Raw genomic sequence first — 16,196 nt, forward strand, 5'->3', positions numbered from 1 at the left:
AAGCTATACCAGGTTGAAAACAATAGACAAATTATCATTTAACGATATAGAAAGCATCCCTCAGTTGGTGAAAGATTTTTTGAACCATAAAATTGAGGGTTTTGAAAACAATACCTTTTCTTTAGATCACTTTAAAGATCAGATCCATCTTAAGCAGAATTCGTTTTCGGAAGAGCAGAGACAGACCTTGTCAGATGTCCTGGAACAGCAGCTTTCAGGGCTTAGCCTTTCCTCGAAACAGAAAGAAAATCTTGAGAATTTAAAACAGCAGAATACATTTACGATTACTACCGGACATCAGCTCAATCTGTTTTCCGGGCCTGTATTCTTTGTCTATAAAATTTTGCAGACCATTAAAACCTGTAGCTATCTGAAGGAAAATTTCCCGGATTTTAATTTTGTCCCGGTATACTGGATGGCTTCGGAAGATCATGATTTTGCAGAGATCAATCATTTTAAGACTGAAAATAATTATTATGAGATCAATGAAAAATCCGGTGGTCCGGTAGGAAGAATTACAGTCAGTGATACCTTTTTCATTTCAGAATTCGAGAAAGAGTTTAAAGATTCTGTCTTTGGAACAGAACTTATCCTGATGATGAAAGAAGCCTATAAAGTTGGAAATTCATTAACTGCGGCTATAAAAATTCTGGTCAACAGGCTTTTCTCAGATTTCGGATTACTGATTATAGACGGTGATGCGAAGGAATTAAAGAATCAGGTCAAAGAAATTTTCAGAGATGAATTGTTAAACTTCAGTCTGCAGAAAAATTCAAGGGAAAAAGTAGATTTTTTAACGAAAAAATACGGTAAAGTTCAGGTCAATCCACGTGAAATTAATCTTTTCTACCTTTCCGAAACCAGGGACCGGATTGATTTTGACGGTGAAAAATATATCGCGGTAGATACAGATAAAAAATTTAGCCGCGAAGAAATCTTAGGTGAGCTGGAAAATAATCCCGAAAAATTTAGTCCGAATGCCCTGATGCGTCCTGTTTTTCAGGAGAAAGTACTCCCAAATCTTTCTTATATCGGAGGAAATGCAGAGATTATGTACTGGCTGGAACTCAAAGACTATTTTAAATCACTTGATATTCCTTTTCCGATTTTGATTCCAAGGAACTCCATGCTTTTTATCAAAGAAAAAACAGTTGGTAAAATTGAAAAACTGGATCTGAACATTCAGGATTTCTTCGGAAACTTTACGGCAATCACCAATCAGAAGATTTTAAAAGACAGCAGCGTGTTATCCTTGCTTGATGATAAAGAAACTCTTCTGGAAAAAGGTTTTTCAGAACTGAAAGCCATCGCAGAAACCACAGAACGTTCATTCGGAAATATGGTAAAAGCGGAAGAAGTAAGACAGCTGAAATCATTTAAAAGAATGAAAAAACGTCTGCTGCATGCTGAGAAAATAAAACAGGGCGAGCTGCTTGAAAGGCTTGAGAAATTATTTTTAGATGTTCATCCTTCAAAAACCTGGCAGGAAAGAGTCTATAATTTTAGTGTATTCTTTTCGGATTACGGATATTCATGGCTTGAAAATTGTTGGGAGGAAATGGTGGTTCAAGAATCAAAATTAATAATTGTTGCCATTTAATTTTAAAGAAGTATTTTTGTAAATTATAATTATCGAGTATGATAAAGAGGTTTTTTATTCTATCCAGTTTATGTATGGTTTTGGGTGCATCTGCCCAGAGCTCGCACACCGTTGTAAAAGGAGATAATCCATATAATATTGCAAAAAAATACGGGATAACTGTAGATGAATTGTTAAAGCTGAACCCCAAATACAAAGACGGTAAGCTGGCTATAGGAGATGTGGTTACGGTGAAAGCTGAGAAACAAGCCGCAACTGTTTCCAAACCTGCTGTTGTTGAAAAAGCAAAACCCAATTATGGAGGTGTTCAGGTGGGAAAAATTATCCTGCAGCCTAAACAGACCATTTACGGAATTACAAAACAATATCGTATCTCTGAAACAGATCTCAGAAAACTGAATCCGGATTTGGATAACCATAGAAAAATTGGCGACGAAATCGTTCTGCCTCTGGAAAGCATCAAAAAATATGGCGACCAGCAGGCCGTACCTGTTGCAACCACTAAGCCGATGGAAACTCATGTAGAGACACCAGCAGTTGCTCAGGCAGATGGAGAAACCTATGTGATCCAGTCAAAAGATAATTATTACAGAATTACAAAACAGTTTGGAATCAGCCAGCAGGAACTTTACGCCTTAAATCCGGGATTGGAGGAAAAAGGACTGAAGCCCGGCGAAACCATCAAAGTAAAAAGAATAAAAACGGATACATCTGTTGAGGCAGTAAATCCGAAAACCAAAATAGATTCAGGGAACGAAAGATCTTCCAGCACACCGGCACCGGTTGCAGCATCGGATGATTACGTAACTTATACCGTTCAGCAGGGAGATACTGTATTCTCCATTGTGAATAAATTCGGAGTTTCCATTGATGAATTGATCGCACTGAACCCGGATCTTTCCAAAGGACTGAAAACCGGTATGGTTCTGAAGATCAGAAAGCAGGATCCTGTCTATGTGAAGAAAAGCGGTGATGCATTAAGCGTTGTGCTGATGCTTCCTTTCGGATACAGTACCAATGAAACCCAGTATAGAGCAATGGCGCTGGATTTCCTTACCGGAGCCAAACTGGCCATCGAAAGAAATGCAAGAGGAGGTCAAAAGCTGGATATTAAAATTGTGGATTCCGGAAACGAAGCTTCATTTAAAAACTCAATGTCGCAGATCAATCCTGAAAATACAGACCTGATCATTGGTCCATTCTTTAAATCAAACGTAATTGACGTTCTTGATTTCACAAAAAATCAGAAAATTCCTGTGGTGGCGCCGTTTGCCAACTCACCGGAACTCTATAATTACAGCAACCTGATCATCGTGGAAACCAATGACCAGACCTATGCGGATAAAATTGTAGATGAAGTAAAAGCTGTTTATTCCGATCAGAAAATCTATGTGGTAGCGGACAGCAAAAAGGAAATTGCAAGCTATATCAAAGGAGGTCTGGAAAAAGCGGTTAAAAATCCAAATATCATCATCGTGAATTCTCCGGCAGAAATTCAGCTGGATCAGAATATGATGACAGGACAGTCTGCTCCGGTTATTGCGATTCTGGCCAGCGACAACGATGCTGCAGGCGAAGCTTTTGCCAATAAAGTCATTGCGCTTTCCAAAGAAGTTCAGGGCGTAAAAGCATTCAGTATGTATTATTCTCCGACTTTTGAAAAGAAGGTGGATGATCTGAGCCAGGCAAGCCTTGTGTATCTGATGGATAGAAAAATCAATACAGACGGGAATTTTGAAAAAGAAATCCTGGCTGCGTATAAAAATAAATACTGTAAAACTCCTCCTAAATATGCCATTGTTGGTTTTGATGTCGTGAATGATATGCTGACCAGAGAAAACAGAAAAGGTGAGATCTTTAAGCAGATGAATAAAGTGCAGACCCAGCTTGCTACCAAGTTTGAGTTTGTAAAATCTAAAGCAAACGGAGCTTACGTAAATACCGGATACCGGGTGATCAGGTTAGTTCCTTAAATGATTTATGCCTTTTTAAAGGAATATTTTTAACATTATCTTTATATTTGCATAATATTTAATTCAATACATGAAAGCACTTGTATTTCCTGGGCAGGGTTCTCAGTTCGTAGGAATGGGAAAAGAATTGTACGATTCTAGAAAAGACATTAAGGACTTAATGGAATCTGCCAATGAAATTTTAGGTTTCGACATTCTTTCGTTGATGTTCAACGGAACGGATGCAGATCTTAAGAAAACAGAGGTTACCCAGCCTTCCATCTTTATACATTCAGTGGCTGCTTTAAAGGCAGTAAACGGTCTTGGAGCCGAAATGGTTGCAGGACATTCTTTAGGAGAATTTTCAGCATTGGTAGCCAATGGAGTTTTATCCTTTGATGACGGCCTGAAACTGGTATCCGAAAGAGCAAAAGCCATGCAGGAAGCTTGTGATGCCAATCCAAGTTCTATGGCTGCTATCTTAGGTCTTGAAGACGCCAAGGTAGAAGAGATCTGTGCACAGATCAGCGGTATTGTGGTACCGGCCAATTACAACTGTCCGGGACAGCTGGTTATTTCAGGAGAAACCCCTGCGGTAGAAGAAGCTTGCATAAAGCTTAAAGAAGCAGGTGCTAAAAGAGCATTATTGCTACCTGTAAACGGAGCTTTCCACTCTCCATTGATGCAGCCTGCACAGGAAAGACTGGCAGCCGCAATCGAGCAGACCAAATTCAGAAAAGCAACTATTCCGGTGTATCAGAATATCACTACGACGGCTGTAATCAATCCTGAAGAGATCAAGCAAAATCTGATCGCTCAGCTTACAGGTCCTGTAAAATGGACACAGTCTGTTCAGAATATGATCAAGGACGGTGCTTCTAATTTTGTAGAAGTAGGTCCTGGAAAAACCCTTCAGGGGCTTATCAAGAAAATTGATCCTTCTGTAGATGTTGCTTCAGCCATCTAATTAAGAAAAATATGAGCGGAATATTTTCACCGGGAAAGCTTATGCTTACTTCAGAATATTTCGCGATAGACGGAGCTCTTGTCCTGGCGGTACCTACCAAGCCTGGACAAGAGTTTTTTTTTGAAGAAACAGAAAATGAAAAATCATTGATTTTCTGGGAAGCCTCTCATCAGAATAAACTATGGCTCAAAGCGGTCATTGATTACAGAAACTGGGAAATTCTGGAGACCAATCTACTTCCAGGCGCTGAATTTATCCTCAAAACCTTAAAAAATGTTCAGCAGCTTTCTGAAATCAAATTCAAAAGCAATACCACCTACCATATAAGGACCAATCTTCAGTTTCCTGCCGATTACGGGCTTGGCAGCAGTTCCACCTTAATGAACAACCTTGCTGAGTGGGCAGACATCAATCCTTTTCATTTAAATTCAATCAGTCTGGGCGGAAGCGGCTATGATATTGCGGTGGCAAAAGAAAAATCGGCGGTACTTTTCCGGAGCAAGCCGGAAATTGCCTATGAAAGAGTAAATTTCGACCCGCCATTCAAAAATGAACTGATTTTTATTCATTTAAATCAGAAACAGGACAGCAGGGAAGGAATCAATTTTTACAAGTCAAAAGCAAAGTCTCAAACTTTGGTTGATGAATTTTCGGATATCACAAAAAAAGTTTTGTTATGCAGTGAATTGGAAAAATTTTCTGAGCTGATGATGATTCATGAACAAAAAATTGCAAAATTCCTTGAAATTCCTACAGTTAAAGAAAAATTTTTCGCAGACTGCCCTGTTTTCGTCAAAAGTTTGGGGGCATGGGGTGGAGATTTTGTGATGAGTGCTAAATTTGACGGCTATAAGGACTATTTTTGGGGAAAAGGTTTTAACGCCGTTTTTGAATGGTCTGATATAATTAATTTATAATCAATTATTTACAATCCTTTATTTTTATTTGTCATTCTGACTTATATCATTATATTTAAACCACCTTTAACAAATAATTAATATTAATTTTGTTGAACCCAATAAAGAAATAGAAAATATAAGTAAAATGAAACACGCTAAAATCATCCAGGATTTAGAAAAATTAGGGATTAAAGGAAATTACGAAGTGGTCTATAACCCTTCTTACGAGGAGTTATATCAGGCTGAAGTAGCTCCTGAAAATCAAGGCTTTGAGACAGCTGAGCTTACTGAATCTGGTGCGGTATCAGTAAAAACCGGAATTTTCACAGGTCGTTCACCTAAGGACAGATACATAGTTCAGGATGATGTTACAAGAGACACAATTTTCTGGGACGGGAAAGTAAACCTTCCTACAACAGCGGAAAATTTTGATTCGTGTAAAGCATTAGTGCTGAACCAGCTTTCTGAGGCTAAGAAAATTTATGTGGTTGATGCTTTTTGCGGTACCAACACAGACACAAGACTAAAAGTAAGGTTCATCGTTGAAGTGGCGTGGCAGGCGCATTTCGTTACTAATATGTTCATCCGTCCGTCTCATTATGAACTTGAGAATTTCGGAACTCCGGATTTCACAGTAATCAACGGTTCCAAAACTACTAACCCTAACTGGGAAGCTCAGGGATTAAACTCTGAGAACTTCATTATGTTCAATCTTACTGAAAAACTACAGATCATCGGAGGTACATGGTACGGCGGTGAAATGAAGAAAGGAATGTTTGCCATGATGAATTACTACCTTCCACTGAAAGGAATGGCTTCTATGCACTGTTCTGCCAACGTAGGCGAAGAAGGTGATGTAGCGCTTTTCTTTGGTCTTTCAGGAACAGGAAAAACCACTTTATCTGCGGATCCTAAGAGATTCCTGATCGGTGATGATGAGCACGGCTGGGATAACAACGGAGTATTCAACTATGAAGGTGGATGTTATGCCAAGGTAATTGACCTTTCCGAAGAAAAAGAACCGGATATCTTCAGAGCGATCAAAAGAGATGCACTTCTTGAAAACGTAGTGGTAAACAACGGAATTGCAGATTACAAAGACGGATCTATCACGGAAAATACAAGAGTATCTTACCCTATTTACCATATCAATAAAATTGTTCTTCCTTCCAAGGCAGGACACGCGAAGAAGATTGTTTATCTTTCTGCAGACGCATTCGGGGTATTGCCTCCGGTTTCAATTTTGGATGAGAACCAGGCGCAGTACCATTTCCTTTGTGGATATACCTCTAAATTAGCAGGTACAGAAAGAGGAATCACTGAACCTGAACCATCTTTCTCCCCTGCATTCGGAGAGGCGTTCCTTACCCTTCACCCAACAATGTACTCTAAGACACTGATCGGGAAAATGAAGGAACACGGAGCAAAAGCTTATCTGGTGAATACTGGGTGGAACGGAACAGGAAAAAGAATATCTCTGAAAGATACAAGAGCGATTATCGATGCCATTATTGACGGATCTATTGAAAACGCTCCTAAAACTCAGGTTCCAATTATGAACCTTGAAATTCCTACACAGCTTCCGAATGTTTCCGAAGGTATTTTAGACCCTAGAGAAACGTACAGCAATGCTTCAGAGTGGGAAGAAAAAGCAAAAGATCTTGCCGCAAGATATATCAAAAACTTTGAACAGTATTGCGATACTGAAGAAGGGAGGAAGCTTATTGCTTCAGGGCCTCAGCTTCAGCAGCAAACTACTTAATATAACAAAAGCCTCATCAAACGATGAGGCTTTTTTATTTTCTTTTAAATTAGTAACGATGTCATATGGTGGTTATAAATGTGCTCAGCAAATCAACTTTATCTGCAAGATCAGCGAGAGAATTTAACCACAAAAGCTTTTTTGAACACTTAAGTGATTTAAGGCTTTAATGTTGCAATGCAGAGAAGCTCACCTAAGTTTTTTTTAAAATATTCTCAAACATCTGTGAAAATCTGAGGAATCTGTGGGAATAAAAACGATCACAAAGCTTTTTGAACATTTTAATTTTTTAAGATAAACAAAAGGTTTTCAGACGGAATCGAATCATGTTTTTGTTCAACACACTGTCTTATTTCAAACTTAAAATCGCCAGCCTGTAACCCTCCATCCCGAAACCGGACAATACCGCATCCGTATGCGCAGCCGTTACCGATTTCTGACGGAATTCTTCCCTTTGGTAAATATTACTGATATGAACTTCTACTTTTGGCTTTTTGATGTTTTTTAAACAATCTGCAATGGCATAGGAGTAATGCGTGTACGCTCCGGGATTAATTACCACGGCATCAAAATTATCCTCCTGCAGCCTGTTGATGATTTCCCCCTCAATATTGGATTGATAATAATCCAGATCATACAATGTGAATTCTGATTTCAGATTTTGCAGATAGAATTCCATGGAAGTAGTACCGTAAATTTCAGGTTCTCTTGTTCCCAGAAGGTTCAGGTTGGGGCCGTTGATGATAAGGACTTTCATTGAAAATAATTTAATCAAAGATAAATATTTTTTTACAGACCGCTTTCATTGCTGTCCTTAAGGGTTTTCTGAAAATATTCTGAAGGGGTAATGCCTTCAATTTGTTTAAAAACCCTGTTGAAAGTAGATTGATTGGAAAATCCAGCCTCCGTATACACGTACATTAATGTGGTTTTCTGAAAATCGATTTCAGTGAATAGTTTCTTCACGTAGTTAATTCTGTAGGTGTTCAGGTAACTGTTGAAATTGGGATATCCCTTATATCGTATCGCTTTGGAGATGTAAGTGCTGTTGACATTCAGGGCAACGCTCAACGAAGAAAGATTGAACTTTACATCTTTAAACAGCATGTTTTCAGTCATAGAACCTTCAATTTTAGAAAAGAGTTTCTCCATATTTTCATTATCAGTATCCTGATCTTCAGGTGCTGCTTTTGGAGGTATTATCTTTTCTTTTTCTGCCTTCTGGTTTTGGGTGAACTGAGATATAATCTCAAGCTTTCTGATCTTGTCTTTGTAATAGATCAGCAAAGTAACCACCAGGATATTGGAAGTGATCAGAATGGTATCGGTGAAAAGAACCTCTTTCTGTGAGTGTTTTGGAAAAGTGAAGGTCAGGTTATTGGCTAAAATGTAACCCAGGACAATGATCAGAAGAACATAAACAGTATAGACTATGACTTCCTTTTTACTGAAAAAGATGTAAGCTCCCAGGGGGATGGGCAGCAACCAGCAAAAACTGGCCACAGAATTATCCCAAAAAGCAAGCATGACATAAAAATTATATAGCGGTGCTACAATTAAATACAGATGAACGAGCGCATAATTTGGAAATTTTTTTCGTACAAGCACATGGCTATAGCCTAAAAAGAATAATCCGCCAATCATATACCACGACATCACCTTGTCGTAAATATAGAATGTGAAAATGGCAGCATAAATTCCCAAGATCGTAACCATAAGGATGATATATCGATCAATCAGCTCTTGCTTTAATTTTTCTATTTGTTCATTTTTTGTGTTCATCAGTAAGTTAAGATCGGTTTATTTCAGTACAATACAATGAATTCCTGAAAATGATTTTGATAACTGTTTGTGTTTGAGTCTGATAATCCTGTTTAAGCCATATTCATGATTATCATTAATTAACCACTTTTTTGGAATCAGTGATAAAAATACTTTTGCAAAGTAGATTTATCTGTTGGGATCATTAACAATAACTCCAAAAATACCGGTTAAAAATGAAGAGGAAATGTCTTTCGCAAAATTAGAGAAAAAACATAAAAATATTCAGGATTTTATAGTAAAAGAATCCATACTCATCAAAACTAACATTCTAAAAACACAATATCTATAACTCACAAGTGAATTCAGAAGGAGATTGTATACATCTCTTTTCATTAACCCCTTTAAAAAATTACTTATGAAGAAAATTATTTTACTAATGACAGCTTTATCTTTTACTGCAGTCTATTCACAGGTTGGTATTAATACTGCGAATCCCCAGGGGATTTTTCATGTGGATGGCGCGAAAGATAACCCAACAACAGGAATTCCAATACCATTGCAGCAGGCCAATGATCTTGTGGTAACAGCAACGGGAAGTGTAGGCATAGGGACCAATCAGCCCGATGCCTCTGCCATTTTGGATGTAAATGTAGATGGGCTGCCTTCAGGAACCAAGAAAGGTTTTCTTGGGCCAAAAGCAGCACTTTCTTCCCAGACGGATCAGGTGACCATACCTTCTCCGGCTACCGGACTTCTGGTATATAATCTTGGGACTGGCGGACTCACCTATAACGGGTATGTTTTCTGGAACGGAACGGAATGGAGAACCTTTAATAACGGATCTCTTGCACCCGGCACACTGGGAAGTATTACCTGCAACGGGATTACACTTTCCCCAAGTACTTATACCGCCGGGGTTCCTTATACAGGGACCATGAATGTACCTTACATCGGTGGAAACGGAGGAGTATATACCTCTCAGGTCATCGGTCCTGTAAACGGACTTACGGCAACATTATCTGCAGGGAATTTTAATTCCGGATCCGGAGTACTAAGCTATACGGTGTCAGGAACACCTACAGTGACGAGTCCTACACCAACGACTTTTCCCCTAACAATCGGAGGAAAAAGCTGCAGTGCTATCGTAGGTGCCGGAGATGGGATTTCTCCTGGGGATCTGGTATTTTATCATTCTTCCATTCCCCGTAAGTCGGCCTCTTTCCTGTTGAGCCAGTATCTTACGGACCTTCCGGTACTGAATAACACCTTCAGGATTGATGCATTTATCACATCGCCCGGTGCTTTCGACGGAACAGGAGCGAGTACCAATATGGATCCGCGACTCTATAATATCACTTCTTCCAATGCGAAAGTCTGGGTTTCTGAAGTGTCTACCCATACGGGGGATTCCCATGGAGCCAACCTGGTGATTTTCCCTAACAATTATGCGCAATTTGATGACGGGGTTTATCTTACGCAGGGAAGAAATGAAACGGTAACTTTTGATGTGACTACGGCTGATAATAAATGGTACCGCGTGTATTATGTGCTTCGTGTTGATAATAAATCTTTTACCGGAAGCAATGGTAATGTAACAACAGATTCAATTACTGCTGACAATACATTGGAGGTTTTTATTTCAATTCAGAGATTGTATTAATCTATTATAAAGTGAAATTTTGTCGAATGGCTGTCTGTAAAAGGCAGCCATTTTTCTGTTGTTAAAATTATATTATATTTAATGATATATCTCATATTTTAACATTTCTCATTTTATGTAAACCTCTATTTTTAGTGCATTTATGATAAAATTAACTTTAGTTTTTATAAAATTATCATTAAAAATATTAAAGTCTACTTGTTTTGTGGACTAATTGTTTTTAGATTTGCAAACATATTTCGATCGGCTTATAAAGAAAGATGGAGGGAACTGACCCTGTGAAATCTTAACAACCTGCCCCGGAGCAAGGTGTTACATTCAGCCTTTAAAGGAAAAATAAGCATTTGGTTTATCGTATCTGTCGATGCCCTTTGCTGTCTTTTCTGCAAAGGGTTAATTTTTAATATATGATAAATAAAATTGATTATGATTAGCAAAGGTTTAATTAATTCTAAAGCCTGGATTCCCCCGGTAGCTGTATTTTTTCTGGGAATATTCAGTGCCCATGCACAGGAAGTAAAGCCGAAAAAAGATACCATCAGAGAAAAAGAAATTGATGAAGTAGTCGTGATTGCTTATGGGAAAGCAAAAAGAACAAGCTATACGGGTTCAGTGGCTACCATTTCAAGTGATAAGATCAATAACAGGCCGGTTACCAATATTACCAAAGCCCTCGAAGGGCAGGTTCCGGGTGTTCAGGCAGTAAGTGCTTCCGGACAGCCTGGTGCCACAGCCTCTGTACGGATCAGGGGAGTGGGTTCTATCAGCGCTTCAAGTGATCCGTTGTATGTTGTGGATGGAATTCCTTTTGACGGAAATATCAATTCCATCAGCCCGAATGATATTGAGTCCATTAGCGTCCTGAAAGATGCTACGGCCAGTTCCCTTTATGGTTCCAGAGGAGCCAACGGTATCATCATTATCACCACGAAATCCGGTAAAAAAGGAGAATCGAGGATTAATTTTAATATCAGCCAGGGATTTTCAGACAGAGCGGTAAAAGATTACAAACAGGTAAGCACCGATGAATATTTCCAGTTGTATTGGGAAGCATTGAGAAACGGATACAAATCCGGACAGATCACTGCTCAGCAGGCAGGGCAGATGGCCAGTGACAATCTGGTGACTGCCCTGGGAATCAATCCTTACGGAACCGGTTTCCCCAATCCTGTCGGTACCGACGGAAAGCTCGTGCCGGGCGCAAAAGCACTGTGGAATGATGACTGGAGAGATATTCTTCAGCGCACAGCTTCCAGAAGCCAGGTGGATTTTGATATCAGCGGAGGCAGTGAGAAAAGTAATTATTTCTTTTCATTAGGGTATCTTGATGACAAAGGGATTGCGATTGAGTCCGGTTTCCAGAAATTTGCGACCAGATTAAAAATTAATTCAGAAGTTAAAAAATGGCTGAATGCAGGGGTGAACCTAAGCTATACGAACAGTATTCAGAATGCGCCGCCATCCTCGGATTCAAGAACCGACAATATTATTAATGCGGCCAGAGTGATTCCTTCCTTCTATCCCTATTATGAAAGAAATGCTGACGGGAGCTACCGATATGATGCAGACGGAAACAGGATTTATGATTTCGGAAAATACAGGCCGACAAGTGCATTGCAGAACCAGAATGCCGCGGCAACGCTTCCTCTTGATAAAAACGAAAATAAGGAGGATAACTTTTCAGGGAAAGGATTTTTAGATTTTACGTTTCTCCCGGAGCTGAAATTTAAAACCAGTTTTTCTGTTGATTTAGTGAATTACAATGGTCATTATTATTCCAACCCATTGATCGGGCAGGGAAGTGAAACCGGTGGTTCGGTAACGAAATCAAACAGCAGAACGCTTTCTTATACGACCAGTAATATCCTGACTTTTGACAAGAAACTGGGAAAACATCACCTGAATGTTCTGGCAGGCCAGGAATTTTATAAATATGATTATCAAACCTTATCCGGCTCCAGAAGCCAGTTTTCGCTGCCTTACTATTATGAGCCGGACGCAGCCGCTTTGTTGGGAAGCTTCAGCGGAAACAGCGACAAATTTTCCCTGTTGAGTTTCTTAGGTAGAGCAGAATATGACTTTAACAACAAGTATTTCTTTTCTGTATCAGGAAGGGCAGACGGTTCTTCCAGGTTCTTTGCCGATAACCGCTGGGGGAAATTCTGGTCAGTGGGAGGTTCATGGAAAGCTTCCAATGAAGATTTTATCAAAAATCTGAATGTTTTCAACCAATTGACACTGCGTGCAAGTTACGGAGGACAAGGGAACGATAAGCTCCGCAGACCTAACGGATCTTCACTGTATTATGCTTACCAGGAATTATATAAATTTTACAATAACCTTGGCGAGCCGGGAACCGTTCTCGAAAAAATTCAGACGAATGATGTAAAATGGGAAACCAATCTTAATTTAAACATAGGACTTGAGTTCGCCGTTCTGAATAACCGGGTAAAAGGAAATGTGGAATATTTCAAAAGGAAAAGTCAGGACCTTTTGTTTAATATGCCGGTTGCTCCATCCCTCGGGATCAGTGATTTTCCTTTTAATGTAGGAACAATACAGAATACAGGTTTTGAATTCTCATTATTCACTACACCCGTTAAAAATGATAATTTCCAGTGGAATGTGGATGTGAACCTGAGTACATTAACCAATAAAATAACAAAGCTTCCGAAGGGCTCCGTTATATCCGGGACCAAACGTTTGGAAGTGGGCGGATCTATTTATGACTTCTTTATTCCCGAATGGATAGGAGTGGATCCTTCCAATGGAAAGCCGCTGTGGAGATATATTTATCAGGATGCGAACGGGAATACAGTAGATGGAACTACCTCGGAATATGCGAAAGCAACAAAAACCGTACAAGGCTCTGCTCTGCCTAAAGTAACCGGAGGAGTCAGTACAAGTGTTGCCTATAAAAACTTTGATCTTTCCGGACTGTTGACATTCAGTATCGGGGGAAAGATACTGGATACGGATTATACATCGCTGATGTCTAACGGGAGTGCCGGAGGACGTGCCTGGAGTGCCGAAATGCTGAACAGATGGACACCGGAAAACCCGAATACGGATGTTCCTGCATTAAGTACCACCACCAATAACTGGAACTCCACTTCCTCAAGATTTTTGTATTCCGGAACTTATGCAAGGCTTAAAAATGTGAGTCTTGGATATACGCTCCCTTCTGATTATTTTGAAAGGCTGGGACTGAAGAAATTCAGAATTTATGTTCAGGCAGAAAACCTTCTGACCTTCTACAAGCATAAAGGAATGGACCCGGAGCAGGCACTGGACGGAACCACATATTACCGATACCCTGCCATGAGAACGATTACTTTCGGACTTCAGGCAACCCTTTAATCCCATTTAAATTTAAAACAATGAAACAATTAAAATATATTTCTTTTGCCTTGATTGGCTTATGGTCGCTGACTGGCTGTACCAACGAACTGGAAACGGCTCCCACAGATCAGGCCAGCGGTGAAGAAGTTTTCAAAACCGCAGAAAGTGCAGAAACAGTAATTAATGGTGCGTGGGCAAAACTGCAGGATGACGGTCCTACTTATGCTAATATCGGGTATTCTACGGTGCTGAGAACCAGTGATGCTATGGGGAGCGATGCCGCTGTCCTGACCAACAAATATGGTTTTCCTTCTGCCTATGCGTTTACAGAACTGGTAAATAATACAGCTTCCCGGGTGCAGTTTATCTGGTTTACGCTGTATTCCACCATTAATAATATGAACAATGTAATTACCCGTATTGATCAGACGGAAGGCAGCCAGGCGAAAAAAGACCAGGTAAAAGGACAGGCCAAAGCGCTGCGTGCCTTCTGCTACCTGAACCTGGCGAGCTTTTACCAGTTCAGCTATCTGAAGGACAAAACCGCACTTACCGCTCCGATCTATACGGAACCTTCCGCGATTGGTTCTGTTCCAAAGAAAAGAGCAAGCCTTGAGGAAATCTATACTTTGATTAAAAGTGATCTTACGGAGGCGGACCTTCTTTTGGCCAACTATTCTCGAAATAACAAAGATAAGATCAATAAAGCTGTGGTTAACGGTCTTTTAGCAAGAACCTATCTGAATACCGGGGAATGGAGCAAGGCCGCTGCAGCCGCAAAAATTGCCAGAACCGGCTATCCTCTGATGGCTGCTGAAAAGTATAAGGAAGGGTTCAATGATATCACCAACGGAGAATGGATCTGGGGGCACGGACAAACCCAGGAGCAGTCGGGGGCGAGCTATGCTTTCCATTATCTGGATGTATCGTCTTCGGGAAGTTATTATTACAGTTTTATGGCTGATCCTTTTTTCAAAGATTTATTTGATGCGAATGATATCAGATCCCAGCTTTTTCAGTGGGACGGAGTTCCGGGCAGGGAAGGTCTTTTGAGGTATTCAAAATTTAAATTTAAAACCGGTCTTATTGCTGATATTGTCCTGATGAGAGCCGCCGAAATGTACCTGATCGAGGCAGAAGCTGAGGCCAGAATTGGAAATGTCACGAATGCAATTACGGCTTTAAACGAATTAAAAGCAGCCAGAAACGCCAATCCTTACAGCGGATCTCTTACCCAGAATGAAGTGATCAAAGAAATCCTGATCGAAAGAAGGAAAGAACTTTTCGGGGAAGGTTTCTCCCTGTCAGATATTATCAGAACGCAGGGCAATGTAGTACGAAAACCTTATATAGATGCCGCCGGACAACCTATCAAAGTTCAGATCACCACTCCGGACGGAACGGTAAAAACGGTCAACGGAAGAGGGCATTCGGTCTTCAGTTTCCCGGACCAGTCTGCTTTTGCCCCGAACAGCAAATATTATCTGTTCAGTATTCCGCAGAAGGAGATTGAGAATAATCCTAACCTGTAATTATTTATTTAGATTTGATTTTTTAAAGCCACGATGTTTTGGTATCGTGGCTTTTTTATTGATATTAGTTATTATAAAGAATTTGCTGGAGCCTCTCATAATCGCCATCTTGTCCGAAATTTTCAATATTGGCTTTTGTTCCTGTTATTTGTTTCTGATGACAGTCAAAACATATTTTTGCTATTCCGATGTTTTTTTCTTTCTTCTTAAAAATCAAAATATCCCGATACACAGGAACGCAGGCATATTCAATATTTTCACTTACCGTCTTTTCAATAAATATCTCATTGATCTTTTTGAAGTTGTGAGATGGTATTGCTGATTTTTTGAAGCCGATTTTTTCCAGACTTTTTATAAACTCCGTATCATTTATATTTCTGGGAGTTTTGTTAATAATTAAATCAAGTTTTAACTGATCTTCTTTTGAGCGATTCGGAATCGTATCTAACGCCATGACCGAACCTTCATCAATACTGATATGATAATGATCTATTCCGTCATAATCAAAGTAGAGTTTTCTATATTTTGGAATGAATTCTTGTTCAACGGATTGATCGGATTGCTGTGTGGTATTGCTGCTTTGTTCCGCTTTTTTACAGCCTACAAAAAAGCAGGTAATAGTTATCAGCAGAAGTCTTAAATTTAATATTGTGTGGTTCTTCATCTGTGATTTCTATTTTTTATATTCATAGAGCCAGGTTGAACTGTTATAAATATG

Annotated in this window: 11 protein-coding genes and 1 riboswitch; of the genes, 8 read left to right on the forward strand and 3 right to left on the reverse strand. The window is 39.6% G+C overall.

The genetic code is table 11. The annotated features are described in order from the left end of the window. The first annotated feature begins 13 nt into the window (after nucleotides 1-13). The 5 genes from bshC (at nucleotide 14) to pckA (ending at nucleotide 7,180) form a co-directional block, all read left to right on the forward strand. On the forward strand, nucleotides 14-1,600 hold the full coding sequence (gene bshC / locus B7E04_RS05375) for a bacillithiol biosynthesis cysteine-adding enzyme BshC (protein ID WP_080777716.1): 1,587 nt from the start codon (nucleotides 14-16) through the stop codon (nucleotides 1,598-1,600). 38 nt (nucleotides 1,601-1,638) lie between these two features. Continuing rightward, a complete protein-coding gene (locus B7E04_RS05380) occupies nucleotides 1,639-3,573 on the forward strand; it encodes a LysM peptidoglycan-binding domain-containing protein (RefSeq protein ID WP_080777717.1) in 1,935 nt (644 codons plus the stop codon). 70 nt (nucleotides 3,574-3,643) lie between these two features. Next, nucleotides 3,644-4,519 carry an ACP S-malonyltransferase gene (gene fabD / locus B7E04_RS05385; RefSeq protein WP_080777718.1) on the forward strand — a complete coding sequence of 292 codons (876 nt, stop codon included), beginning with the start codon at nucleotides 3,644-3,646 and terminating at the stop codon, nucleotides 4,517-4,519. Nucleotides 4,520-4,530: 11 nt separating this feature from the next. Next, entirely contained in the window at nucleotides 4,531-5,436 is a 906-nt protein-coding gene (locus tag B7E04_RS05390; protein WP_080777719.1) for a GYDIA family GHMP kinase, read from the forward strand. 127 nt (nucleotides 5,437-5,563) lie between these two features. Then, nucleotides 5,564-7,180 (forward strand): phosphoenolpyruvate carboxykinase (ATP), encoded by a 1,617-nt coding sequence (gene pckA / locus B7E04_RS05395; protein WP_080777720.1) that lies wholly within the window; start codon nucleotides 5,564-5,566, stop codon nucleotides 7,178-7,180. A gap of 349 nt (nucleotides 7,181-7,529) precedes the next feature. Here the strand turns inward: pckA and B7E04_RS05400 are convergent, their stop codons facing one another. Beyond that, nucleotides 7,530-7,937, reverse strand: coding sequence for a type II 3-dehydroquinate dehydratase (locus tag B7E04_RS05400; protein WP_080777721.1), 408 nt, complete (start codon nucleotides 7,935-7,937; stop codon nucleotides 7,530-7,532). 32 nt (nucleotides 7,938-7,969) lie between these two features. Then, nucleotides 7,970-8,962 (reverse strand): helix-turn-helix domain-containing protein, encoded by a 993-nt coding sequence (locus B7E04_RS05405; RefSeq protein ID WP_080777722.1) that lies wholly within the window; start codon nucleotides 8,960-8,962, stop codon nucleotides 7,970-7,972. Between the two features lie 397 nt (nucleotides 8,963-9,359). Here B7E04_RS05405 and B7E04_RS05410 point away from each other — a divergent pair, with 397 nt between their 5' ends. The 3 genes from B7E04_RS05410 to B7E04_RS05420 all read left to right on the forward strand — a co-directional run bounded on the left by B7E04_RS05410 (nucleotide 9,360) and on the right by B7E04_RS05420 (nucleotide 15,478). After that, nucleotides 9,360-10,604, forward strand: a complete 1,245-nt coding sequence (locus B7E04_RS05410; protein WP_139785341.1) for a hypothetical protein — start codon at nucleotides 9,360-9,362, stop codon at nucleotides 10,602-10,604. A gap of 245 nt (nucleotides 10,605-10,849) precedes the next feature. After that, a riboswitch (SAM riboswitch) is annotated at nucleotides 10,850-10,947 on the forward strand. A gap of 83 nt (nucleotides 10,948-11,030) precedes the next feature. Then, on the forward strand, nucleotides 11,031-13,964 hold the full coding sequence (locus B7E04_RS05415) for a SusC/RagA family TonB-linked outer membrane protein (protein WP_080777724.1): 2,934 nt from the start codon (nucleotides 11,031-11,033) through the stop codon (nucleotides 13,962-13,964). A 20-nt stretch (nucleotides 13,965-13,984) separates the two neighbouring features. Then, nucleotides 13,985-15,478 carry a RagB/SusD family nutrient uptake outer membrane protein gene (locus B7E04_RS05420; protein ID WP_080777725.1) on the forward strand — a complete coding sequence of 498 codons (1,494 nt, stop codon included), beginning with the start codon at nucleotides 13,985-13,987 and terminating at the stop codon, nucleotides 15,476-15,478. 64 nt (nucleotides 15,479-15,542) lie between these two features. Here the strand turns inward: B7E04_RS05420 and B7E04_RS05425 are convergent, their stop codons facing one another. Then, nucleotides 15,543-16,142 carry a hypothetical protein gene (locus B7E04_RS05425; RefSeq protein WP_080777726.1) on the reverse strand — a complete coding sequence of 200 codons (600 nt, stop codon included), beginning with the start codon at nucleotides 16,140-16,142 and terminating at the stop codon, nucleotides 15,543-15,545. Nucleotides 16,143-16,196: the final 54 nt, after the last annotated feature.

The sequence above is a fragment of the Chryseobacterium phocaeense genome (assembly GCF_900169075.1).
GTDB lineage: Bacteria > Bacteroidota > Bacteroidia > Flavobacteriales > Weeksellaceae > Chryseobacterium > Chryseobacterium phocaeense.

Excerpts from the sequence above, each read along its gene's own strand:
- B7E04_RS05380 (WP_080777717.1), top strand. The coding sequence starts at position 1,639 with ATGATAAAGAGGTTTTTTATTCTATCCAGTTTATGTATGGTTTTGGGT.
- fabD (WP_080777718.1), top strand. The coding sequence starts at position 3,644 with ATGAAAGCACTTGTATTTCCTGGGCAGGGTTCTCAGTTCGTAGGAATG.
- B7E04_RS05390 (WP_080777719.1), top strand. The coding sequence starts at position 4,531 with ATGAGCGGAATATTTTCACCGGGAAAGCTTATGCTTACTTCAGAATAT.
- pckA (WP_080777720.1), top strand. The coding sequence starts at position 5,564 with ATGAAACACGCTAAAATCATCCAGGATTTAGAAAAATTAGGGATTAAA.
- B7E04_RS05400 (WP_080777721.1), bottom strand. The coding sequence starts at position 7,937 with ATGAAAGTCCTTATCATCAACGGCCCCAACCTGAACCTTCTGGGAACA.
- B7E04_RS05405 (WP_080777722.1), bottom strand. The coding sequence starts at position 8,962 with ATGAACACAAAAAATGAACAAATAGAAAAATTAAAGCAAGAGCTGATT.
- B7E04_RS05410 (WP_139785341.1), top strand. The coding sequence starts at position 9,360 with ATGAAGAAAATTATTTTACTAATGACAGCTTTATCTTTTACTGCAGTC.
- B7E04_RS05415 (WP_080777724.1), top strand. The coding sequence starts at position 11,031 with ATGATTAGCAAAGGTTTAATTAATTCTAAAGCCTGGATTCCCCCGGTA.
- B7E04_RS05420 (WP_080777725.1), top strand. The coding sequence starts at position 13,985 with ATGAAACAATTAAAATATATTTCTTTTGCCTTGATTGGCTTATGGTCG.
- B7E04_RS05425 (WP_080777726.1), bottom strand. The coding sequence starts at position 16,142 with ATGAAGAACCACACAATATTAAATTTAAGACTTCTGCTGATAACTATT.